Source organism: Janthinobacterium silvisoli (assembly GCF_014200725.1).
Taxonomy (GTDB): Bacteria; Pseudomonadota; Gammaproteobacteria; order Burkholderiales; family Burkholderiaceae_D; genus Janthinobacterium.
This window is the reverse complement of record NZ_JACHCL010000003.1, coordinates 314,927-337,687: the sequence shown is the minus strand read 5'-3', so window position 1 is coordinate 337,687 and position 22,761 is coordinate 314,927. Positions and strand designations below refer to the sequence as shown.

Genomic DNA, 22,761 nt, shown 5'->3' with positions numbered 1-22,761 from the left:
TTACGTATCTATGATAAACCCTATGTCCACTCTGCAAACTTATGGCTCCCTGATGCTGGGCAGCCGCCTGCGTCGTCTTTCCGATCAACTGTATGCCGGTGTCGATAGCAGCTATCTGGCTGCTGGCGTCGAACTGAGTTCGCGCTGCTTTCCCTTGTTATTGCTGCTGCGCGACAATGGTCCCACCTCGATCACGGTGCTGGCCGCGCAGATAGGGCAGACGCATCCTGTCGTGGTGCAACTGGGGCGCAAGTTGCTCGATGCTGGCGTAGTGGTGGAAATGTTCGAGCCGAAAGATGAGCGGCGCCGGCTGCTGGCGCTGTCGGAAGCGGGGCAGGGTTTGCTGCATACCATGGAACCGCTGTGGATCGATGTCAAGGCGGCTATCGATGTGGTGTTGGGAGGCAATACAGATGCGTGGATCGCCAATCTGGAGAAGATAGAGGCCCACTTGCAAGACAAGGCCTTCGGCGACGTGATCGCGGCATGCCGGCGCCAGCGCGAGCGGGCAGCCGTCGATATCATCGATTACGAAGCGCAATACGCGCCGGACTTCAAGCGTTTGAATATCGAGTGGCTGGAGCGCTATTTCTATGTCGAGGCGCTCGATGACCAGGTGCTGTCCAACCCGCAAGCGTCCATACTCGATGGCGGCGGGCAAATATTTCTGGCGCGGCTCGAAGGCCGCATCGTCGGCACTTGCAGCTTGATACGGGCCAGCGCCGACAGCTTTGAACTGTCGAAGATGGCCGTCACGCCCGCCTGCCAGGGATTGGGTATTGCGCGCCGCCTGCTGCTGCGGGCATTGCAGGCGTTCGAAGCCAGCAGCGTGAAACTGCTGTTCCTGGAATCGAATAGCAAGTTATTGCCTGCCATACAGTTATATGAGAGCACAGGCTTTGTGCATGTGGCGCGGCCCGAGGGCGAAGTCCATTATCAGCGGGCCGATGTTTATATGGAGTGGCGCGGCCATCCCTGAGCGGGTAGCAGGGTGCACGCTTGCAGAACGAACCCCATTTTGCGCCTCTCGCGTTACAATATGTCTCCCTCATAACGGAACCTCGGTTCCACTATCACGAGACACAGGCGAGCATGCCCCCATCCCCGATTCCTTTCCCGCAAATGATCGTTCCACCGGAACCCACGCAGGCGCGCAGCAAGCAGGCGTTTGAACGCTTGCTGCAAGTGGGGGAGCAGTTGCTGGCTGAAAACCGCTTCGATGAAATCGGCGTGGCTGACCTGGCCAGGCTGGCCGAAACGTCCGTGGGCACTTTTTACCGCTTGCTGGGCGACAAGGACACCTTGAGCCGCTTGCTGCTGCAGCGCTTTTTTTCCGATATGGTGGAGCAAGTCGAAACCCTGACGGAACTGCATCAATGGGAAGGGCGCAGCCTGGAAGACTTCATCCGCGCCATGGTAGCCATGTTTGTCGGCGTCAACGGTGGCCGGCGCGGTGTGCTGCGCGCACTGATCACGCGTTCCTCTCAGGATGCGCAATTCCGCGACCGCGTGCACCAGATCAATCATTTGATTTCGCAACGCACGGTGGCCGTGCTGGCCAGTAAATCAGCCAGCATCCGCCACCCCGATCCTACGCAAGCGATGATGGTGATACCGCCCGTGCTGCTGGGCATTTTGAATCAGCATACCTTGACGGGCTCGCTGTCGTTTTTATCGGCGGCGGCGCTGCAAGAGGAACTGGTGCGTGTTGCTTTAAATTACCTGACTTGAGATATTTAGCGATTTAACTTGAAATCGGAATTCGGATTCCGTATTATATTTCCAACAGCAGGGAAAAATATCCCTGTGCTGAACACAAAGCATGTTCAACAGCAAGGAGACAGAATGCGGCGTCACACGACATCCGATGTTCCATTGCATTACCTCGACCTTGGCCTCGGTAAACCTGGCGCGGAGAGTGAGCCCACGCATCATGAACCGATCTTGCTGCTGCATGGCCTGGGTTCCTGCGCGCAAGACTGGCAGCCGCAGATCGAGGCGCTATCCCCCACTTATCGTTTGATCGTGCCCGATATGCGCGGCCATGGCCGCAGCCCGGCTCCCGATGGCGTGTGGCAGATTGCCGACTTTGCCAACGATATTTTCAATCTGATGGACCAGCTCGATGTACCGCGTGCGCATGTCGTCGGCTTTTCGCTGGGCGGCATGGTGGGCCTGGAAATGGCCAACCGCGCCCCTGGCCGCATCGCCAGCTTGTGTCTGATCAATTCGCAACCGTTCCAGGGCAGCAAGCCGCCCGCGCTGCTATTTGCTTACTGGCTACGCCGCACGGTGATCGCCACCTTCGGTTTGAAAGCCATGGGCAAGATTATCGGCAAAAAACTCTTTCCCGATCCGGCGCAGCAAGCGCTGGTGGAGCGCTTCGCCGCGCAGATGGCGGGCATGCATAAACGCGCTTACCTGGCTGCGCTGGACGCCATCTTTCACTGGCAGATACAGCCATGCTTTGAGAGCTTATTGATGCCGGTAAAGATCCTGGCGGCCGACCAGGATTACACGCCTGTCGCAAGCAAGCGGGCCTTTGCGGCACAGTTTCCACACTGCGAATTCGAGGTGATTGCGAATTCGCGTCATGCCACGCCCCTGGACCAGGCGCAGCGTGTGAATACCTTGTTGCGGTCCTTCCTTAGTTCACATTCAAAATAAATAAACAGGCCACTGCTGTAACGGCAGGGATCGGGTTTTGTCATTGCAGGAAAGGTGCTCGCCAGGTGCGTGCGGGGACCGTTACGTCTTGCGATTTTGCAACCCAGCCATCTGCCTTTGCTGCCAGCGAGCCTGATAACAGGAGACGCCATGAAACTTGCTACACAACTGATACCGATAAGCCTGGCTGTTGCAGGAGCTTTCAGCCTGGCCAGCGTGGCCCATGCTCAGCAGACGGCCCCGTCCAGCGACGATGCTCAGGCGCAAGAGCGCATGGACACCGTCACAGTCTCGGCCCGCCGCCGCGAGGAGCGCTTGCAGGATGTGCCGCTGGCGGTCACGGCGTTTTCTGCCAAGGCATTGGAACGGGCGAATATCCAGAACCTGGCCGACTTGCAGGAACGGGTGCCGAACCTCACCGTGTACGCTTCGCGCGGCACCAATACCACCCTGACGGCGTTCATCCGCGGCGTGGGCCAGGCCGATCCGGTATGGGGCGTGGATCCGGGCGTGGGGATTTATTTCGATGACGTTTATATGGCCCGGCCGCAAGGCGCCTTGCTCGACGTGTTCGACGTGCAGCGCATCGAAGTGCTGCGCGGACCACAAGGCACGCTGTACGGCAAGAACACCATTGGCGGCGCCATCAAATATATTTCGCGTCCGCTGGCCAGGGAAAACGGCGCTTCGGCGGAAGTGGGTATCGGCAACTACAATCAGCGCAATTTCAAGGCTGCCTTCAATCTGGCCAACGAGAGCGGCACCTGGCGCGCGCGCCTGGCTGCCGCCAAGCTGGACCGCGACGGCTTTGGCCGCAACACCTTTAACGGCGAACAGGTCAGCGACCAGGACAGCACGGCGGCGCGCATATCCGTCGGCTATTTTCCGCAAGAGCTACCGCTCACCGTGGTGCTGAGCCTGGACGCCACCGACGACAAGTCGGGCGTGCGCGGCTTCCAGCGCATGGGCGTGAGCGCTTTCGATCCGCTCAGGCGTCCACCGAGCACCAGCGCCTACGATATCCAGAGTGGCATGCCGGGAAATAACTTTACGCATAACCGGGGCGGCTCGCTGGTCGCCAATTACACGGTATCGAACGACTGGTCGCTGAAGGTCATCGGCGCCAAGCGGCGCAGCACGTCCGAACAAACCATCGATTTCGATGGCTTGCCGCAGCCGATCGCCGACGTGTTTGGCGATTCGCACGACGACCAGAAAAGCCTGGAATTGCAAGCGTCGTACAGTGGCGATTATGGCGCTGGCGTGATTGGCCTGTACCGCTTCGAGGGCACGGCTGGCGGCGGCATCTACAACAACTTTCTGGGTAGGCAATTCACGGCCGCCGTCAGCACGGTAGAGACCGACAGCACGGCGCTGTACACGGACTGGACCTGGCCGCTGGGCCAGTGGTGGAGCCTGAATGCAGGCTTGCGCCACACGCGCGAAGAAAAGCGCGCCATCGTGCTCAACCGCGCCTTTGCCGATGTGGGCTTTACGCGGCCTATCCAGACGGCGGCCGACTTCGACAAGTCGCTGTCGGTCAGCAATACCTCGCCGAAACTGTCCTTGCGCTACCAGGCGTCGAGTACGACCAATCTGTATGGCAACGTATCGCGCGGTTTCAAGTCGGGCGGCTACAACGTGCGCGCCAACAATCTGGTGGTGCCCGATTCGGCTCGCCCTTACCGCGATGAAACACTCGATGCGCTGGAAGTGGGTCTGAAGTACGCCAAGCCGGACGACACCCTGGACGTCAACGTGGCCCTGTTCTATAACCGCTACAAGGATATTCAATTGTCGGTGTTTACCAGCTATGTACAGCCCGGTGGCTTGCCCGGTTTTTATGGCGACTTCACGAACGCGGGCAAGGCCACCGTGAAAGGCGCGGAATTTGAATTCTCGTGGCGGCCGAACCGCCAGTGGGATGTGAATGGTTTCGTGGCGCTGCTGAGCGCAAGCTATGGCGAGTTCCTCAGCGGTGGGCAGAACATTGCGTCTACGCAAAAGTTCAGCAATACACCGAGCCGGCAAGTGGGCTTGAATCTCACGCGCACCGACCGCGCCGTCCTGGGTGGTACCTTGCGCAGCCTGGTCGGCTTTGGCTACCGCAGCAAGGTGTATCCGACCACCGACTTGAGCGAAGTGCTGGCGCAGGGCGGCTACAGCTTGTGGACGGCCGGTGTGGTGTGGGAAGGGGCTAAGAACTGGACTTTCAGCCTGCACGGAAGCAACCTGGGCAATAAGCGCTACCGCACGGATGGCTACAACATCCCGGCCCTGTTTATCCTCGACGGTTTTTATGGGCCACCGCGCCAGATTATTGCCAAGGCTGGCTATAAGTTTTAAAGCGTTGTAAAAGTGGCCGGTTTGTCTTGCATCAAGCTGGCCTGTTGTCGCTGTTTTCGTAACCAATAACAATCATGGAGACTGGCATGGCATATCTGCATTTGCATCTGCGTCACTTTTTTCTCACCTTTATCGCCGCCTGCGGCTTGCTGGCGGCAATGCCCGCGTCGGCAGGCCAATGGGATTTTGGCCTCTACACCAGCCTGTGGGGCTCGCGCGAATACCAGGTGTGGCTGCCGACCAACTACCAGTCGGGCACACCCTTGCCCGTGGTGCTGATGCTGCATGGCTGCGGTTCCGAGCCGAACAGCATGGCGGCCGTCAGCCGCTACAATGAACTGGCCGACCGCGAGAATTTCATCGTCGTTTATCCGCGCCAGAACGTCACGGCCAATCCCATGCGCTGCTGGAATTTCATGTTGCCGCTGAACCAGGAACGGGGCACGGGCGAGCCGGCCGTCTTCATGGGTATCTTGAACAAGGTCAAAAATAAATACAGCGTTGACGAGCACCGCGTGTATGTCACGGGCATTTCGGCCGGCGGCGCCATGGCCTCCATCATGGCGGCTTGCTACTCCGATGTGTTCGCTGCCGTGATGGTGCATTCGGGCGGCATGTACAAGGGCGCTACGGGCTTGGTGACGGCGGCCGATTCCTTGTTCAACGGCAGTTCTTTCGACCCTAAGGTGCGTGGCAAGGATGCCTGGCGCTGTTCCGGTTCACCGCGCCGCTTGATGCCGACGATGGTGTTTCACGGCACGTTTGACATCGTCGTCAATCCGATCAATGGCGAACAAACCATCGAGCAATTTTTGCAGACCAGCGATTACGGCGACGATGGCCTGGACAATGACAGTGTGCGCTACCGGGCCGACAGCATCGTGCGCCAGACGGTGCCGTATGGCCGCAGCTACACCATCGACACCTATATTTCCAACGGGATTGTGGTCGCACAGAAATACACGGTGGAAGGCATGAACCACGCGTGGAGCGGTGGCCCTCCGGGCTGGCCTTTCAGCGATGAACTGGGCCCGGACGCTACCACCATCAGCTGGAATTTCTTCAAGAATTACCAGCGCTGAACCAGTTGAGAAATTACTTCAGCAGCCGCTGCATGAAGACATTGAAGAAGCGCGGCTGGTCCGAGGCCAGGCACACCTGGGCGTTGGGCTTGCCCGCGCCCTCGCGCGTGTAGCCCTCATCGGTGACCGTAATGTGCAGTGGCGTGACGGGGCAGCTGGCAGGGTCGATCAGGTAGGTGACCGGCACCACGTCGAATAGCGACGGCATATTGCTGGACCACGGTTGATATGCATCTATCCACTGGTGATACAGCAGGGTGATGGCGTCCGTCACCGGCGAGCCGTGGCCGAAGATGGCGTTGCGCTCGACTTCATCGAGGCGTATCTGGGTCGAGTCGAGCGGCGTCATGACGATGGGCACGCCGGAGTTGAACAGCGCCTGCGCTCCCTTGACGTCGGAGGCGATGTTGTATTCCTTGTCGGCTGGGCGGCTCGGAACATACTGCGATTTGCGGTAGCCGGCGCGCACCGAGCCGCCCATCATGACCACTTGTTTCAAGGCGCCGAAAGACGCTTTGTCGCGCGCGATGGCGGCGCCCACGTTGGTCAGCGGTCCCAGGGCCAGCAAGGTGATCTGGCCGGGCTGGCGCGCCGCTTCGCGCAAGATGAAATCGACGGCACTTACTTGCGGCGCCGGCGCCTGTCCCCGCTGCGCATAACGCGCTTGGGTGAAGGGTGTAGGGTTGTTGGTGGTCACGATGCCTTGCGCGACCGGAATGCCGGCATGGCCGGTTTCGCGCAGCAGGCGTTCCAGCAGGCGGCCGCGCAAGGCCGTGTCGCCCCACGCCGTGGTGATGCCGACGATTTCGATATCGGGGCTTTGCAGCAGCAGGGCCAGCGCGAAGGCGTCGTCGATATCGTCGCCGATATCCATATCGACGATGACTTTATGGGCGGGCTGGACAGCCGGTGCGGCAAACGATGCGTTGACGCACAGGGTGGCGGCTAACAGGGGAAGCAAAGAACGAAGCAAAAGACGGCGCAGTAACATGGTCGACCTGGGGAAGTAGTGGGGGCGGGCCGATTTTAGCAGGCAGGCACAGACTGGGTACAATGGTTGACACCCTTATCCATGTGAAAGCTGTTATGTTGCCTTCCCGTCTATTGCCTGCCGCCGTGTCCTTAGCCGTGTGCTTATTCCTGCTGGGCGGCTGCGCCAGTCTCGGCATGGAGTCGCCTTCGGCGGAATATGCAGCTGCCTTCGAGCAGGCGGCCAGCCAGGACAGCATGCGCGCCGAGTGCGACTGGAGCGTGCATTACGCGCCGGTCGCAGTGCCGGGCGCCACGGTGGCCCAGTTAAAGGCGATCGCCACCAGCCGCCTGGCAGCCTTGCACCTGACACCAGCCTGGCAACTGGATATGCCCGAGAGCCAGGCGCACAGCTTCACCGATAGCGCGCAAGACCGTGCCGGCCTGCAATTGCTGCTGAGCATAGTGCTGCCCGCGCTGGAACGTTATCCCGTCAGCGTGTTTGCGCAGACGGGCTTGCGCCATGTGGTGCTGGTGAAAGACTTGAGCGTGGACGGCCAGCGCCGCCTGGCCATGCCGGCGCCTGAAATCGATAGCGTGGTGTATGCCGACAATATGCTGGCCGCGCTATGTCCGGCCGGCATGGAAATGCGCGTGCACCACGAGTTTTACCATTTCATCGAATACCGCCAATACAACGATTTCTATTACCGCGACCCCGTCTGGCTGGCCCTGAATCCGCCCGACACCAAATATGGCCACGGCGGCGTGACGGCCTATGGCAAAGGCTTCCAGAACCTGGGCCACCCGCATGCGGGCATGGTCAGCATGTACGCCGAATATGGCCCCGAGGAAGACAAGGCGGAAGTGTTTGGCTGGATGATGACGCCGGTGTATGCGGCGCGGCTGGATCAGTGGACGCGCGACGATGCGGCGCTGTCGGCCAAACGCCAGTTGCTGCAGGATGTCTTGCGTCTGAAATCGGCGGCGGCATCAGGCGGATAAAGTGCATGGCAAGGTGGCGTCACGGCATCATCCGCTGGCGCTATAATCTGCGCCTGGGCCGTGCCCGCTTTTGATCCCTGTTCTGAAGGAATGATATGCAAGCATGCCTCGTGCGCCCGCTGGCGCTTTTTGTCTTGTCGGCCACCCTGGTATCGGCCAGCGCCGTTGCCGATGACGTGACGGCGACCGCCGCAGAGCGCGCGTCGCTGTTGCAATTTTATGGACAGCAATACCCGGACCAGCCGGCTGCGCGCACGGTGTTCCAAAGCGTGCCGGTGGTGGGCGGTCATGGTCGCGAACTGGTCGGCAGCGTGGAAACGGCGCCGTATCGCGGACATGGCGCGCTGTGCCGTACGCAGCGCACGAAATTCGTGCTGCAGGGAACGGGCAAGCAGGAACGTTGGCAAGAGGCAGGCATCGAGTATTACGCCTGGCTGGACAGGGGCACGTGCCGGCCCGTAGCTGAACCGGTGCGCTTGCTGCAGAGGGTGCCCGATACGGAGCTGGAAGGCGTCTTGCTGTACCAGAAGCCGCTGCTGGAACGGGCACGGCTCTTGATGGCGGGCAATACAGCCTGCGCGCCGCTGCGCTCACTGAAGTTCAGTCTGGCGGCGGTCGATGTGGGCGCGTCCGTGCGCCAGGAGGAAGAGCGTTATGCGCTGGTGTTCAAGAGCGACCGCGACAGCTATGCACGGGTCTGGCTGCGCAAGAGCGCAGGGCAATATGATGCCTGGAATGTGACTTGTCCGCCGATGCTGTAAGCTGCGTGCCTGTTATCGATCCTCACACTGAATCTTGCACTTATGAACCCGAATTCCACTTCCGCCCGCAGCTGGGGCACCATCGTGACACATAGCGACGAGATGGCCATCATCTACCGTTATGTCGATACCTTTCATGAGGACTGGGACTTGTCGTCCCAGCCGGACCGCATCATCATCGCCTGGCGTTATGAAGATGAAACCGGCATGCCGGCGCCGAACGAACGCGAGCACATGGAAGAGCTGGAAGCGGCGCTGGAACCGGTAGTCGAGCAAGATGGCTTTGCCACCCTGGCGCTGGTATCGACTGGTGAAAACCTGCGTGAATGGATTTATTACACGCAGTCGGGCGAAGACTTTTTCAACCGTCTCAACACGGCGCTGGCCGACCGTCCGAAGTTCCCGATTGAAATTCGCAGCGCCTCCGATCCCGCCTGGGCTACCTATTCCGGCTTCATGGCCGCGCTGCCCAAGTAAAGTTTTACCTCAACGCGTTCACCACGATGCGCGTGGCTGCCGTGATGATGTCCTGGTTGCTTGGCGCATCTTTTTGTTCGCGCGTGTAGTACACGGCGATCACCAGCGGTGATCCGCTGGCTGACCAGGCCACGCCGATATCGTTGACGGTGCCGTAGGCGCCCGAGCCCGTTTTATCGGCCACGCTCCAGCCGGCAGGCAGGCCGGCACGGATGCGCTGGTCGCCGGTCGTGTTGCCGCGCATCCATGTTTCCAGTTGCTGGCGCTGCGGCGCAGGCAAGCTGTTCCCCAATAATAATTGCTGCAAGCTGTGCGCCATCGACGCGGGGCTGGCCGTGTCGCGCGTTTCGCCGGGAATCGCGCTATTCAATTCCGTTTCCCAGCGTTCCAGCTGGAATGTCTGGTTGCCGATGCTGCGTGCAAAGGCCGTGACGGCTTGCGGGCCACCCAGTAGTTTCATCAGGAAATTGGCAGCGCTGTTGTCGCTGTATTGCAAGGCGGCGGCGCACAGTGCGGCCACCGTCATGCCGTCCGCCAGGTGTTTTTCCGTCAGCGGCGAATACGTGACCAGTTCCTGCGCCGTATAGCGTATGGTTTTTTCCAGCAAGCCTTGCTCGCTGACGCTGCGGGCCAGCACGGCGGCGGCCAGCATGGCCTTGAAGGTGCTGCATATGGGAAAGCGCTCATCGGCCCGATGGACGATGCGCGCGCCGCCATCCGTGCGCCAGGCGGAAACACCGAGGCGTCCGCCCGCTTGCTGTTCCAGCGCCGCCAGTTGTGCGTGTGCGGAAGCGGGCGTGGTGCTGGCCAGCAATAGACCGGATGGGAAGAAGAGGGCGGCGCCGGCGGCCAGCAGATAATGGCGGCGTTGCGCGTTGGACAGGGTATCAGTCATGTTGGTCTCGATGATGAGATAAGGATAGGGTGGCCAGCAATTCGGCGATCGCCTGCAGGTTGGCCGGTTTGGTCAAATGATGATCGAAGCCGGCCGCACTCGATAAGCTACGGTCGTTTTCTGCCCCCCAGCCGGTCAGCGCGACCAGCACCAGTTGCGCGCCCGCAGGCGTCTGGCGCAGCGCGCGCGCCACGTCATAACCGCTCATGCCGGGCAGGCCGATATCGAGGAAGACCACGTCGGGTGCAAATTGCGGCGCCACCGCCAGCGCCTGCGCGCCATCGTTCGCCACTTGCGTCGCATGGCCCATCATGTCGAGTACGGCGGCCAGGGTGTCGGCTGCATCGATATTGTCATCGACCACCAGCACGCGGAAATGGTGTTCTGGTGCAGCCGGCGTGGCATCCTGCTTGTCGGGCAATACCGGCAAGGTGACGGCCAGCGGCAGGCGCACGGTAAAAGTACTGCCCTGGCCGGCGCCGTTGCTGGCCGCCGTGGCGCTGCCGCCATGCAATTCGGCCAGGCGCCGCACCAGCGACAGTCCGATGCCCAGGCCACCCTGGGCGCGACCCATGTTTTGTCCCACTTGCGTGAACATGTCAAAGATAGTGTCCAGCGCGTCGGCAGGGATGCCGATACCGCTGTCGCGTACCTGGATCACGGCATCACCACCATCGCGTTTTGCGCTGACAGTGAGTTGGCCGCCGGCTGGCGTGTACTTGGCGGCATTATTAAGCAGGTTGCCCAGCACTTGCGCCAAACGCGTGGGGTCGGCATCGAGCGGCAGCGGCTGTTCATCGAGTTCGACCTGCAACTGGTGCAGGTTGGCGTCGATCAGCGGCATGCCCGTTTCCACGGCGGCGGCGATCACGGTTTTCAGCTCGACCCGTTCCAGCTTGAGTTCGATCTGCCCCCGCGTGATACGGGCCACGTCGAGCAAGTCATTCACCAGATGCACCATCTGGTTGACCTGCCGTTCCATCACGTCGCGCACGCGCGTTACCGTGGCGGGCTGGTCGGCCGCCAGGCGCATGATTTGCAAACCGTTGCGGATGGGCGCCAGCGGGTTGCGCAATTCGTGCGCCAGGGTGGCCAGGAATTCGGTCTTGCGCCGGTCCATTTCCGACAGATTATCGGCCAGCTGGCGTAATTGCCGCTCCGAACGTTTGCGTTCTGAAATATCGCTGAACAGCACGGCCAGCTTGCGGCTGCCCGCGTCGCCCACACGCGCCGCGAAGATATCGAACCAGCGGTCCATCGCGTGTGCTTCGTTTTCATACCGTACGGCTTGCCCGGTCTTGACCACCTGGTCATACACGGTGAACCAGTGCTGGTCGTGATCGGGCACCATCTCGCGTATCGTGCGGCCGATGGCGTTTTCCAGGCCCGATTGCTTGACAAAGGCAGCGTTGCCTTCCAGATAGCGGAAATCAACGGGATGGCCTTGGTCGTCGTACAGCATTTCAATGATGCAGAACGCCTGGTCCATCAGCGCGATCAAGGTGCTGTAGCGCTCCTCGCTGCTGCGCAGTGCATCTTCTACCTGTTTCTGGCGCGTAATGTCGAGTATCACACCCGGCAGTTGCAAGGGCGTACCGTCCTGACCGTATTCGACCCGGCCCCGCGCCAGCACGTGGCGGTAGTGGCCGTGAACGCCCAGCACGCGGTAGTCGGCCTCGAATGGCTGGTGCTGGCTTATCGCTTGCCTGATCAGTGTAGCTAGCCTGGCGCGGTCGTCAGGGTGGATCTGCTCCATATAGTGCGCCAGCGGCTGTGCCGGCTGTGTGGTGTCGATGGCAAACAGGCGTGCCATGTTGCTGTCGGCCGTGACCCGGTCGGCCGCGATATCCCAGTTCCAGATGGCCACTTCGCCGGCTGCCAGGGTCAGGCGCAAGGCTTCTTCATTTTGTTTGCTGATGGTGAGGTCGAGCGAGATGCCGGACAGGGCGATCACGTTGCCGGCCCCATCGCTGGTGCAAGTGCCGCGCAGATGGACCCAGTGCAGCGAGCCGTCGGGCCAGCGCACGCGCACCTCGATTTCGAAATCGCTAGCCTTGGCGATCGCCGCATGGACCACTTCGCGCCAATGTGTCTGGTCACCGTCGAGCATGGCGCCCGTCAGGTGGCGATAGTCGATACGGGCATCTGGCGGAAAGCCGAAGTTGGCCTTGCAGGCATCGGAACATTCCATGCTGCCGCTGCCCAGGTCGATTTCCCAGGTACCCATGCGGCCGCCCTGCATGGCCAGGCGCAAGCGCTGCTCCGTCTGGCGCTGTTCCGTCACGTCGCAATGGGAGCCTACCCATTCGCGGATGCCGCCGTCGGGAGCGTAGACGGGCAGCATGCGCACCACGACGTTGCGGTAGGCGCCGCTCACATGGCGCAGCCGGTATTCGGCTTCAAATACGCGGCTCAGGTTCGATGGCATCACGTAGGGCAAGGCCCTGTCATCGGGATGCACGGCGTTGAGCCAGCCGCGCCCCAGCATTTCAGTTTCGCTCTGGCCCGTGTAGGCGCGCCAGCTGGGCTGGTCGGCGTCGAACTGGCCAAAGGTGCGCGTGCTCCAGACGATATCGCAGTGTGCGCCCAGCAAGAGGCGTGCGCGTTGTTCGCTTTCCGCCAGGTGGCGGGCGGCATTCATGGGGCCGCTGATGTCATGCAGGATGGCCAGCACGCTGGCGCTGCCAATCTCCTGCGGCGCTGGCAGGAGGGTCAATTTCGCTTGCCAGTATGTGCCATCGCCAGCCAGGGTCGTCGACCATTCTGCAGCGCCGCTTTCCCGGGCGCGCTGCAAGGCCTGTTCCGCTGCTGCGCGGTTGTCACCTGTCCACAACTGCGGCCAATGTGTTCCTAAAAGGCAAGACCGCGCGGCCGCATTGGGCGCGCCGACAGCGCCTTGGGGATCGATGGTGAACATCGGGTCGGCGCTGTGCTCGTAGGCATACCAGGCAGGTGAGGAGGTGGCGCTGTCGGGCTGGCTGGATTGGGGCATGAGAGGTCGGTATTGGTGCAACGCAGTTATTTTCGCACAAGATTTGGGCATGGCTGAGCCTGTATACATATGCTGATATTACAACCATTTACGCCCGCAGGCCTGTCCTGCAAACCATGTCTTGCTGTATGAATATCTGATAGCTTCTGTCAAGAAAAATCGTAAAAATCACCAAAATGCCTATTTTTTGTGCAAATTGTGGCTGAATAACCACTAGTTAGCCGTTTCTTATTGTCGATTGAATATTTCAGATAACAATATTCTTGCAGCGTATAAGCGGCTTGAATTACATTGGCGCCTTGCTTGAAAGTTGGCGTCAATCAGACATCCCAGAGATGCGGCCAGGACCGCTGCCGTGACCACGGCAGCTGAGGCAGAGCCAGTGACGCCGAGAGTGGGGGGACACCCGCTCGCGCTGCCGCACCACGAAGGTGCAGGCCGATACAAGGCGCCGCACAGAAGAAATCCCGGAGACAAGTTTGCAGAACAGGTTACGTCATTTTTATTTAAACTTCTGGGAAACAACATGATCAAAATGTCCAAGATGCACAAGCGGCTATGCGCCAAAAGCGCTGCCATGCTGGCACTGTCGGCAGTCTTGCCTATCGGTACGGCGTACGCTGACGAAGTCGCTGCTGCGCCTGCTGCCATTAGCAGCGATGCGGCACCTGCCGCCGCTACCGATGCTGCCGCGCCTGCAGCTGGCCAGCTGGAAACGGTGACCGTGACGGCACAGCGCCGCAAGGAAAACATCCGCGACGTGCCGGTCTCCGTGTCCCTGCTGCGTGATGAAAAGCTGGACGTGCTGGTCTCCGGCGGTCAGGATATCCGCATGCTGGCCGGCAAAGTGCCTAGCCTGAACGTGGAATCGTCGAATGGCCGTACCTTCCCGCGTTTCTACATCCGCGGCTACGGCAATACCGACTTCAACATCTTTGCTTCGCAACCCGTTTCCCTGATTTACGACGACGTGGTGCAGGAAAACCCGATCCTGAAAGGCTACCCATTGTTCGACGTGGCTGGCGTGGAAGTCTTGCGCGGCCCACAAGGCACCTTGTTCGGCCGTAACACTCCCGCTGGCGTGGTCAAGTTTGAATCGGTCAAGCCTAATCTGGACAAGGTCGAAGGTTATTACAACGTTTCCACCGCGACCCACAACACCAGCAACTTCGATGGCGCCGTGAACGTGCCGCTGAGCAAAGAGTGGGCGATGCGTTTCTCGACCCTGCGCCAGCACCGCGACGATTATGTCGACAATACCTACACCGGCCAGAAAAACGCACTCGACGGCTACAACGAACACGCCGAGCGCGTGCAATTGCTGTACGCACCAACTGGCAGCGGCTTCAACGCCCTGTTCAACGTGCATCAACGCACAACCGCTGGCAGCGCGCGCCTGTTCTTCGCGAACCTGATCAAGCCAGGCACCAACGATATCGTCGATGGTTTCGATCCGACCAAGATCAGCATCAATGCGCCCAACTTCCAGAGCCTGAGCACCAATGGCGCCAGCGCCCGCCTGAGCTGGGATCTGGACGGCATCAAGCTGTATTCGATCACCGGCTTCGAGCACGTTGGCCAATATGCGTCGCATGGCGACATCGATGGCGGCACACCGAACGGTCCCGGTTTCATCCCATTCCAGGTTGAAACGCAAGGCGGTATCACGAGCGTGAAGCAATACTCGCAAGAATTCCGCGCTGAATCGAAGAATGCCGGCCCGCTGAACTGGCAGGCAGGTTTGTACTACTTCAACGAAGACGCGAACGGTTATTCGGACGACTATTTCACCGACACCCATTTACTGAAGAATCATTTGGCCAGCCGCCAAAAGAATACGGCGTGGGCGACCTTCGGTTCCGTCAACTATGCTGTCAGCGATGACTTCATGCTGCGTGCCGGCTTGCGCTACACCAAGGACAAGAAAGACTTCACCACGGTTGCTGCAGATAACATCGTGCAAGTCAATCCGACCAGCGCCGACGTCAGCAAAGGCAAGGTCAACTGGGACTTGAGCGGTACCTACAAGTACAACAAGGACGTGAACTTCTACGGCCGTATCGCCACGGGCTTCCGTGCGCCAAGTATTGCGCCTGCCAGCACCAGCGTGCCTGTGACGGTTGCCGATGCAGAAACGATCACCTCGTATGAAGCCGGTATCAAGGCTGACCTGTTCGACCGCCGCGCCCGCCTGTCGTTCAGCCTGTACGATTACCAGATCAAGAACCAGCAACTGACAGTGGTCGGCGGTAATTCGAACGTGACGCGCCTGATCAACGCCGCCAAGACGGATGGCCGCGGTGCTGAACTGGAACTGGAAGGTTTCGTGACGCCTAGCCTGAAGATGTCCTTTGGCGGCAGCTACAACTTTACGGAAATCAAGGATCCTACCCTGGCGGTCGCCAAGTGCGCCAGCTGCACGGTGCTGAACCCGATCAACGCTGCCGGCAACGTCGTCATCAATGGCAATCCGCTGCCGCAAGCGCCGAAGTGGACCCTGACGGCCACGGGCCGCTACTCGATCCCGACCGATAACGGCGAATTCTTCGTCTTCACGGATTGGTCGTACCGCAGCGAAATCAACTTCTTCCTGTACCAGTCGACCGAGTTCACCGGCAAACCGCTGCTGGAAGGCGGCTTGCGCACCGGTTACAACTGGGATGGTGGCAAGTATGAAGTGGCATTGTTCGGCCGCAACATCACCAACACCCGCCGCGTGACGGGAGCCATCGACTTCGACAACCTGACCGGCTTCGTCAATGATCCTCGTCAATGGGGTGTGCAGTTCAAGGGCAATTTCTAAGCCCGCTTACAAGCGCCAGTCATTGCGGCTGGCGTTTGATTCAACCCGTTGCTGGCTCGCGCCGCAGCGGGTTTTTTTATGGCTTGATTTTACTTGGGCAAGCGCGACAGCAGTTGCGCCCAGGCGGGTATCGCTTGCCGCCAGAAGTCGTCGATATTGTCTGCGCGCACATCGAGGCCAAGAAAACGCGCAGCCGGCAGCAGTGCCACCGACAGCAGGCTCGCCGCGTCCGTGCCCGTATCGAAGGCCAGCGCGCCGGTCTGCTTGGACAATTTTTCACCGAGCGCGTTATTGACAACCGGCACGTGCATGAATTGCGGATGGGGCAAGCCCAGCGCCTCTTGCAGATACAGCTGGCGTGGCGTGGAGTCGAGCAGGTCGGCCCCGCGTACCACATGCGTGATCGCTTGTGCGCCATCATCGACCACCACCGCCAATTGATAAGCCCAGAAACCATCGCCGCGCAGCACGATAAAGTCGCCCACCTCGGCGCTGATATCCTGCTGCTGGTGGCCTTGCCAGCGGTCGATGAAACTGTAGGTAGCGTGGGTGGCCTGCGGAACGCGCAGCCGCAAGGCCCGCGCTTCCTTGCCTGGCGCCAGACCATGCCGGCAGGTGCCCGGATACACGGCGACGCCATTTTTTGGCGAACCCGCCCGCAAATTCGAATCGGCAATTTCCTTGCGCGAACAGCCGCAGGCATACACGAGCCCATCATTTTCTAATTGCTGCAACGCCGCCTGATACAGCGGCAAGCGCCGGCTCTGCCACGTCGCCTCGCCATCCCACAACATCTTGCAGCGCTGCAAGCTGGCCAGGATTGCCATATCCGCACCCTCGACATTGCGGTCATAGTCCAGATCCTCGATACGCAGCAACCATGTCCCCTGATGCACTTTCGCATCCAGATAACTGGCCATGGCGGCAACGAGTGAGCCCATGTGCAAGGGGCCGGAGGGAGAGGGGGCGAAGCGGCCGATGTAGGGCCGTTTGGAGACAGGAGTATTCATTCAGGCTGAAAAGGCGGTTGCGAAGACAGTCTGTACCATGGAGGGTGACAGCCGGGAGCCAGTATCGTAGAGGCTTTCCGGCGTGTCAAATGCGCTACGCTCTATTTACGCACTGCGCGCCACTGCCGATGCCGCCTTGGTGTCGCCGATGCTGGCTGGCGCTGCACCACCCTTGCGGTACAGTATCAAGGTGGCGATCAAGCCGCAGATGGCGGCAAAGGTCATCCACAAGCCTGGGGCGGCGCTGTCGCCGGTTGCTTCGATCAGGCCGGTAGCAATCGCCGGCGTAAAGCCGCCGAAGATGGCGGTGGCCAGGCTGTAGGCGAGCGAGAAGCCGACCGTGCGCACGTCCACTGGCATGACTTCCGTCAACGCCACCACCATCGCGCCGTTATAGCTGGCGTACACGAAGGACAACCACAGTTCCACGGTCAGCATTTTCTGGAAGCTGGCATCGTGCACCAGCCAGCTCAGCGCAGGATAGGTGCTGAGGATGGCCAGCAGGCTGAAGCACAGCAACAAAGGCTTGCGGCCGATGCGGTCGGACAAGGAGCCCATGATCGGCAGCCAGATGAAGTTGGAAATGCCGATGCAGAAGGTGACGATCAGGCTATCGCTGGTGCTCAGTTTCAGCACGGTCTTGCCGAAGGTCGGCGTGTAGACGGTGATCAGGTAAAACGACACGGTGGTAAACGAGACCAGCATCATGCCGGCCACCACCAAACGCCAGTTGCTGACCATGGACTGGAAGATGGCTTTCAATTCCGGGCGGTGCTTGCGCTGCTTGAATTCCTCGGTTTCCTGCAGCGAGCGGCGGATGATGAACAGGATGGGCACGATCATGCAACCGACAAAGAAGGGTATGCGCCAGCCCCATGCACCGACTTGCAGCGGGGTCAGTACCTGGTTCAGGCCATAACCGAGCGCTGCCGCGACGATGATCGCCACTTGCTGGCTGGCTGATTGCCAGCTGACATAAAAGCCCTTGCGGCCCGGTGTGGCCATTTCCGACAGGTAGACGGAGACGCCACCGAGTTCCACGCCAGCCGAAAAGCCTTGCAGCAGCCGCCCGGTCAAGACCAGGAACGGTGCCAGGTAGCCGATGGTGGCATAACCGGGCACGAAGGCGATCAGCATGGTGCCGGTAGCCATCAGTGCCAGGGTGACGATCAGGCCCTGGCGGCGGCCGACGCGGTCGACGTAGGCGCCTAGCAAGATGGCGCCCAGCGGACGCATCAGGAAGCCGGCGCCGAAGGTCATGAAGGTCAGCATCAGCGAGGCATAGGCATCACCGGCTGGAAAGAATGTCTGGGAAATATAGTTGGCGTAAAAACCGAACAGGAAAAAGTCGAACATTTCCATGAAGTTGCCGCTGGTGACACGTATCACGGTGCCGAACTTCGACTGCGCAGGAGGGGAGAGGGTGGTCATTTAAGTCTCAGTAATGTTATCAACCGCCTATCTTGTTGCAGGCGGCTTTGGTGGTGGCCCGGTTGCAGCCACGGTTGCCCCCACATTATTACCGTTTTTTACGTTCGCTGTGTATGAGGGTTTACCACGCTGGCGCGGGATCACTTCATAGTTTCCCAGGGGAAATGCCACGAATAACAACTTGCTGTAATATTGATAGCAATGGGAGCCGGGCCCTTAGCCGGCCTGCGTTCCCATCCTATCCCCATAGCACAGCAGAGCCATCAAAGGCCGTATCGGAGAGTCATTCATGGAACGATTGGCAGTATTTAAAATCATTGCGTTGCAGGCAAGTAAGGGCGAGCTGACTTTCCCCGCCAACGTCAAGGCAACCTTGAAGCTGCAGGATGCGCTCGATGATCCCGACTGCCATATCGAGGCGGCCGCGCGCATGGTGATGGCCGAGCCGCTGCTGTCGGCCAGAGTCGTGGCGCTGGCCAATTCGGCCGCCTACAACCGCTCGGGCAATGAAATCGCCAATGTGCGCGCAGCCGTCTCGCGGCTCGGGTTTGCCACCCTGAAATCGATGGTGGCGTCTGTCATCGTGCGCCAGCTGGGCAGCCAGATCACCGATCCGCAGTTGCGCGCCAAGGCCGCCAAGTTATGGGAGCACACGGCCCACGTGGCGGCACTGAGCCAGGTGATTGCCAAAAAAGTCACGCATGTCGATGTGGAAACGGCCATGTTTGCCGCTATCGTGCACGAAGTGGGCGGCTTTTATCTGCTGTCGCGGGCCGAGGAATATCCGGGTTTGCTCGACGATAATACGGAAGACTGGATCGAATACGGCGAAAAGCTGATCGGCCGCGGCGTGCTGCGCCAGCTGGAAGTACCGGACCTGGTACTGCAAGCGGTGGAAGGCATGTGGCACGGCGGCAGTCCATTCCCGCCGCGCACCCTGGGCGCAACCCTGGTGCTGGCGAACGACCTGGCGCCAGTCAGCTCACCCTTGCATCCGCCCGAGAGCGCCGCGCGGCGGCTGGCAGCGGCCAAGATCGATTTTGGCATCGGCGGCAGCACCCTGCACACTATTTTGGACGAATCGGCTGAAGAGATCGAATCGCTGGCGGCGGCCTTGCTGGTCTGATACTTTTCCCACAACATCCCCGTTGCGCCTGGCGGGGATTTTTTTCGTCCGCATTTTGATGCATCTTTCACCATGACATACAATCATCGGCTCGGCTATCCGCCGTCCGCTGACAGAACCACTTCCTCTTACCAAAAGGACTTTATGCAGAAGCTGTTTTCTTCCCTGGCCGCCACGGCGCTTGCCGCCAGCCTGGCCATGGCTTTCCCTGCCCACGCGGCAACCCCGTCCAACTTGCCGCTAGTCCAGGAAGGGCCCTTGCGCGCCCACCTGGCTTTCCTGTCGAATGACTTGCTCGAAGGCCGGGGCACGGGCCAGCGCGGCGCCGACCTGACGGTGGCTTATCTGGAAACGCAGGCGCAGATGGCAGGCTTGAAGCCCGTGCACGGCAACAGCTATCGCCAGTCGGTGCAGATCGCCGGCGTGAAATCCTTGCCTGCCGAAAGCAGCCTGCAAGCGCTTGCCGGTGGCAAACCCGTGCCGCTGGCCTTCGGCCCGGACTGGGTGTGGGCCACCGGTGATTCGGTTGCCACCCATACATTCGATGCGCCGCTGGTATTTGTCGGCTACGGCATCACAGCGCCCGAAGAAGGCTGGAATGATTTCAAGGGCACGGACGTCAAGGGCAAGATCGTGGCCATGATGGTCAATGATCCGCAGCCAACCGAAGCGGAACCGGACCGTTTCGCCGGCAAGGCGCTGACCTATTACGGCCGCTGGACCTATAAATTCGAAGAAGCCAAGCGCCAGGGCGCCGCTGGCGTGTTGCTGATCCATACAAAACCATCGGCCTCGTATGACTGGAGCGTGGTGCAAAACAGCTGGAGCGGTACCGAGCGCTTCCAGCTGGCCGAGCGCACGCCGGGCACGCCATTGCAGGGCTGGATCACGGAAGACGCGGCGCGTCGCCTGTTCGCCGCTGGCGGGCAAGATCTGGATGCCTTGCGAGCCAAGGCTGAGCGTAAGGATTTCCAGGCTGTCGCGCTGGATGCAAAACTGGCCGGCGAGATGAAGTCGGCCGTGCGCAAGGTCGAACAATTCAACGTGGCCGGCATGGTGCCGGGCACCGATGCCAGGTTGAAGGATGAGGCCGTTATCTACAGCGCCCACTGGGACCACCTGGGCATGCAGCCGAAAGAAGGCGACAAGCCGGGCGCCGACATCATTTATAACGGCGCCGTCGATAACGCGTCCGGCACGGCTGGCTTGCTGGCCATGGCGCAGGAAGCGGCGAAAAAGCCGGCCAGGCGCACGCAGATTTTCCTGTGGGTAGCGGCCGAAGAGCAGGGCTTGCTGGGCAGCGCCGCGTATGCGGCCGATCCGCTATGGCCTTTGAACAAGACGGCCGCCGCGCTGAACCTCGATAGCCTGAACTTCGTGGGCGCCACGCACGACATTGGCGTGCAAGGCAGCGAACGCACGGAACTGGGCGCCATGGCCGCCACGGTGGCAAAATCCATGGGCATGCATATCGCACAAGCGCGCCCTGACCTGGCGGGTGGCTATTTCCGCAGCGACCACTTCAGTTTTGCCAAGGCCGGCGTGCCAGCGTTTTCCATCAATGGCGGCCGTGAGTACATCAAGGATGTGGAAGCGTCGAAAGCCAAGGCAGCCGCTTATGGCCCGCGCTACCATCAGGTGACCGATGAATATGATGCTAGCTGGGATTTGTCGGGCATGACGCAGCAAGCCCAGTTCACCCTGAACCTGGGGCAAGCGGTGGCCAATGCCGCCAAGATGCCAGCCTGGAAGGCGGGCGATGCGTTTGGCAAGGTGCGCGAGCAAGCTCAATAAGTAAAAAACCGCTCAGCTTGTATGACCTGAGCGGTTTTTTTTGCGCGGTGCTTTTTACGCCTGGGCCAGGCGCCGCTGATCAAAACTGTATTTGCCCCATACCAGCAGCATCAGCAGCGGCATGGCGCCGCCGACGGCGCACAGGGCCATCCAGCCGCCAGCGGCAAAGCTCGCGCTGGCCAGCGCCGAGCCGGCCGAGGCGCCGATAAAGCCGGAGGCGATAAATACGGTGGTGACACGGGCGCGCGCCTGTGGCGCCAGTTTGTAGATGATGGACTGGTGCGTCACTTGCAAGCCCATCACGCCCACGTCGAGCAGCACGATACCGATCAGCAACAAGGTCAGCGAATATGCGCCCAGGCCGATAAAGGCCCAGCCCGCCAGAGAAGCGATGGCCAGCAGCCAGGTTGCCTGGCGCGCATAACCGCGGTCTGCCATGCGGCCCGCCGTGTTGGCGGCCAGTGCACCGGTGGCGCCTGCCAGGCCGAACATGCCGATCTGCAATTCGGAATAATGATAGGGCGCGCCGCTCAGCAAAAAGGTTAGCCCGGTCCAGAACACACTGAAGGTACCCAGGCCCAGGCCGGCGAACAGGGCGCGCTGGCGCAGCAGCGGTTCCTGGCGGATGATGTCGCCCAGGGACGCCATCAGCTTGCCGTATTGCAGTTTGCCCCTTGGCGCTTCATCGGGCAGGATGTGGCGCAGCATCAGCAGCAGGGCCAGCACAACGATGGCAGCCAGCACGTAGACGCTGCGCCAGCCGCCGCTGATGTGGGCGACGATGCCCGATACCGTGCGCGCCAGCAAGATTCCCAACAGTAAACCCGTCATGACGGTACCGACCATGCGGCCACGGCTATGGTCGGGCGCATAGGACGCCACCATTGCCGTGACTACCATCAGGGCGCTGGCCGTGATGCCCATCAGCACGCTGGCGATGGCGAAAATATAGATGTTCTGGCTGGTGGCAGCCAGCAGCAAGGCGGCGATTTTGGCCAGCAGCATCCAGGTCAGCAGCTTGCGGCGGTTCAGCACGTCGCTGAGCGGCACTAAAAAGACGATGCCCAATACATAGCCGATTTGCGTGGCGGTCACCAGGTAGCCGGCGTGGGTGACGCTGACGCCGAACGAGGCGGCCAGCATGGACGTCAACGGCTGGACGTAATACAGGCTGGCGACAAGCACGCCGGCGGACAGGGCGAACAACAGGATGCGGGTCGAGGTCAGCAGGGTGCTGGCGTCGATCTTGGAACTGGCTGATTTCATTGCGGTACGGCTTTCTTGGAATGACGCTTTTGGACCAGCATGATAGCGCCCGGGCGGTTTTCCTGCCGGGCATGGCTGGTTTTGCCGGGGATACTGGTCATCGTGACAAGACAAAAAAATCCCGGCGATCATGAATG

17 protein-coding genes are annotated in these 22,761 nt (G+C 60.5%); 11 read left to right on the top strand and 6 right to left on the bottom strand.

Translation table 11 applies throughout. From position 1 onward, the window contains the following. Positions 1 to 22 precede the first annotated feature (22 nt). The 5 genes from HDE75_RS17960 (at position 23) to HDE75_RS17940 (ending at position 6,095) form a co-directional block, all read left to right on the top strand. Entirely contained in the window at positions 23 to 979 is a 957-nt protein-coding gene (locus HDE75_RS17960) for a bifunctional helix-turn-helix transcriptional regulator/GNAT family N-acetyltransferase (RefSeq protein WP_183678703.1), read from the top strand. A gap of 113 nt (positions 980 to 1,092) precedes the next feature. Then, a complete protein-coding gene (locus HDE75_RS17955; RefSeq protein ID WP_183678701.1) occupies positions 1,093 to 1,731 on the top strand; it encodes a TetR/AcrR family transcriptional regulator in 639 nt (212 codons plus the stop codon). 114 nt (positions 1,732 to 1,845) lie between these two features. After that, entirely contained in the window at positions 1,846 to 2,667 is an 822-nt protein-coding gene (locus HDE75_RS17950; RefSeq protein WP_183678699.1) for an alpha/beta fold hydrolase, read from the top strand. A 150-nt stretch (positions 2,668 to 2,817) separates the two neighbouring features. Beyond that, the gene (locus HDE75_RS17945; RefSeq protein ID WP_183678697.1) at positions 2,818 to 5,013 is read left to right on the top strand and encodes a TonB-dependent receptor; all 2,196 of its coding nucleotides are present in this window, start codon (positions 2,818 to 2,820) and stop codon (positions 5,011 to 5,013) included. Between the two features lie 86 nt (positions 5,014 to 5,099). Further along, complete coding sequence (locus HDE75_RS17940; RefSeq protein WP_183678695.1) at positions 5,100 to 6,095, top strand: extracellular catalytic domain type 1 short-chain-length polyhydroxyalkanoate depolymerase; 996 nt, start codon at positions 5,100 to 5,102, stop codon at positions 6,093 to 6,095. A 13-nt stretch (positions 6,096 to 6,108) separates the two neighbouring features. Here the strand turns inward: HDE75_RS17940 and HDE75_RS17935 are convergent, their stop codons facing one another. Then, positions 6,109 to 7,056: a nucleoside hydrolase gene (locus HDE75_RS17935; protein ID WP_260174163.1), complete on the bottom strand. Its 948-nt coding sequence runs from the start codon at positions 7,054 to 7,056 to the stop codon at positions 6,109 to 6,111. A 125-nt stretch (positions 7,057 to 7,181) separates the two neighbouring features. Here HDE75_RS17935 and HDE75_RS17930 point away from each other — a divergent pair, with 125 nt between their 5' ends. From HDE75_RS17930 to HDE75_RS17920, 3 genes are all read left to right on the top strand, one after another. Beyond that, positions 7,182 to 8,069, top strand: coding sequence for a zinc-binding metallopeptidase (locus tag HDE75_RS17930; protein ID WP_183678691.1), 888 nt, complete (start codon positions 7,182 to 7,184; stop codon positions 8,067 to 8,069). A gap of 95 nt (positions 8,070 to 8,164) precedes the next feature. Then, positions 8,165 to 8,830 carry a hypothetical protein gene (locus HDE75_RS17925; RefSeq protein WP_183678690.1) on the top strand — a complete coding sequence of 222 codons (666 nt, stop codon included), beginning with the start codon at positions 8,165 to 8,167 and terminating at the stop codon, positions 8,828 to 8,830. Positions 8,831 to 8,872: 42 nt separating this feature from the next. Next, positions 8,873 to 9,307, top strand: a complete 435-nt coding sequence (locus HDE75_RS17920) for a DUF695 domain-containing protein (protein ID WP_183678688.1) — start codon at positions 8,873 to 8,875, stop codon at positions 9,305 to 9,307. Between the two features lie 4 nt (positions 9,308 to 9,311). On the opposite strand, the gene bla is transcribed toward HDE75_RS17920, so the two are convergent. Continuing rightward, entirely contained in the window at positions 9,312 to 10,202 is an 891-nt protein-coding gene (bla, locus tag HDE75_RS17915; RefSeq protein ID WP_183678686.1) for a class A beta-lactamase, read from the bottom strand. After that, positions 10,195 to 13,194, bottom strand: coding sequence for a hybrid sensor histidine kinase/response regulator (locus tag HDE75_RS17910; RefSeq protein ID WP_183678684.1), 3,000 nt, complete (start codon positions 13,192 to 13,194; stop codon positions 10,195 to 10,197). The genes bla and HDE75_RS17910 overlap by 8 nt, the downstream gene beginning before the upstream one ends. Positions 13,195 to 13,720: 526 nt before the next feature. Between HDE75_RS17910 and HDE75_RS17905 the strand changes: the two genes are divergently transcribed. After that, positions 13,721 to 15,997 (top strand): TonB-dependent receptor, encoded by a 2,277-nt coding sequence (locus HDE75_RS17905; RefSeq protein WP_183678682.1) that lies wholly within the window; start codon positions 13,721 to 13,723, stop codon positions 15,995 to 15,997. An 89-nt stretch (positions 15,998 to 16,086) separates the two neighbouring features. Here the strand turns inward: HDE75_RS17905 and gluQRS are convergent, their stop codons facing one another. Together gluQRS and tcuC are read right to left on the bottom strand one after the other, a co-directional pair. After that, complete coding sequence (gluQRS, locus tag HDE75_RS17900; RefSeq protein ID WP_183678680.1) at positions 16,087 to 17,007, bottom strand: tRNA glutamyl-Q(34) synthetase GluQRS; 921 nt, start codon at positions 17,005 to 17,007, stop codon at positions 16,087 to 16,089. Between the two features lie 105 nt (positions 17,008 to 17,112). Beyond that, positions 17,113 to 18,438, bottom strand: a complete 1,326-nt coding sequence (gene tcuC, locus HDE75_RS17895) for an MFS transporter (protein WP_183678678.1) — start codon at positions 18,436 to 18,438, stop codon at positions 17,113 to 17,115. A gap of 289 nt (positions 18,439 to 18,727) precedes the next feature. Here tcuC and HDE75_RS17890 point away from each other — a divergent pair, with 289 nt between their 5' ends. Beyond that, positions 18,728 to 19,564: an HDOD domain-containing protein gene (locus HDE75_RS17890; RefSeq protein WP_183678676.1), complete on the top strand. Its 837-nt coding sequence runs from the start codon at positions 18,728 to 18,730 to the stop codon at positions 19,562 to 19,564. A gap of 144 nt (positions 19,565 to 19,708) precedes the next feature. After that, positions 19,709 to 21,358: a M28 family peptidase gene (locus tag HDE75_RS17885; RefSeq protein WP_183678674.1), complete on the top strand. Its 1,650-nt coding sequence runs from the start codon at positions 19,709 to 19,711 to the stop codon at positions 21,356 to 21,358. A gap of 54 nt (positions 21,359 to 21,412) precedes the next feature. Here the strand turns inward: HDE75_RS17885 and HDE75_RS17880 are convergent, their stop codons facing one another. Then, positions 21,413 to 22,624, bottom strand: a complete 1,212-nt coding sequence (locus HDE75_RS17880) for an MFS transporter (RefSeq protein ID WP_183678672.1) — start codon at positions 22,622 to 22,624, stop codon at positions 21,413 to 21,415. Positions 22,625 to 22,761 lie beyond the last annotated feature (137 nt).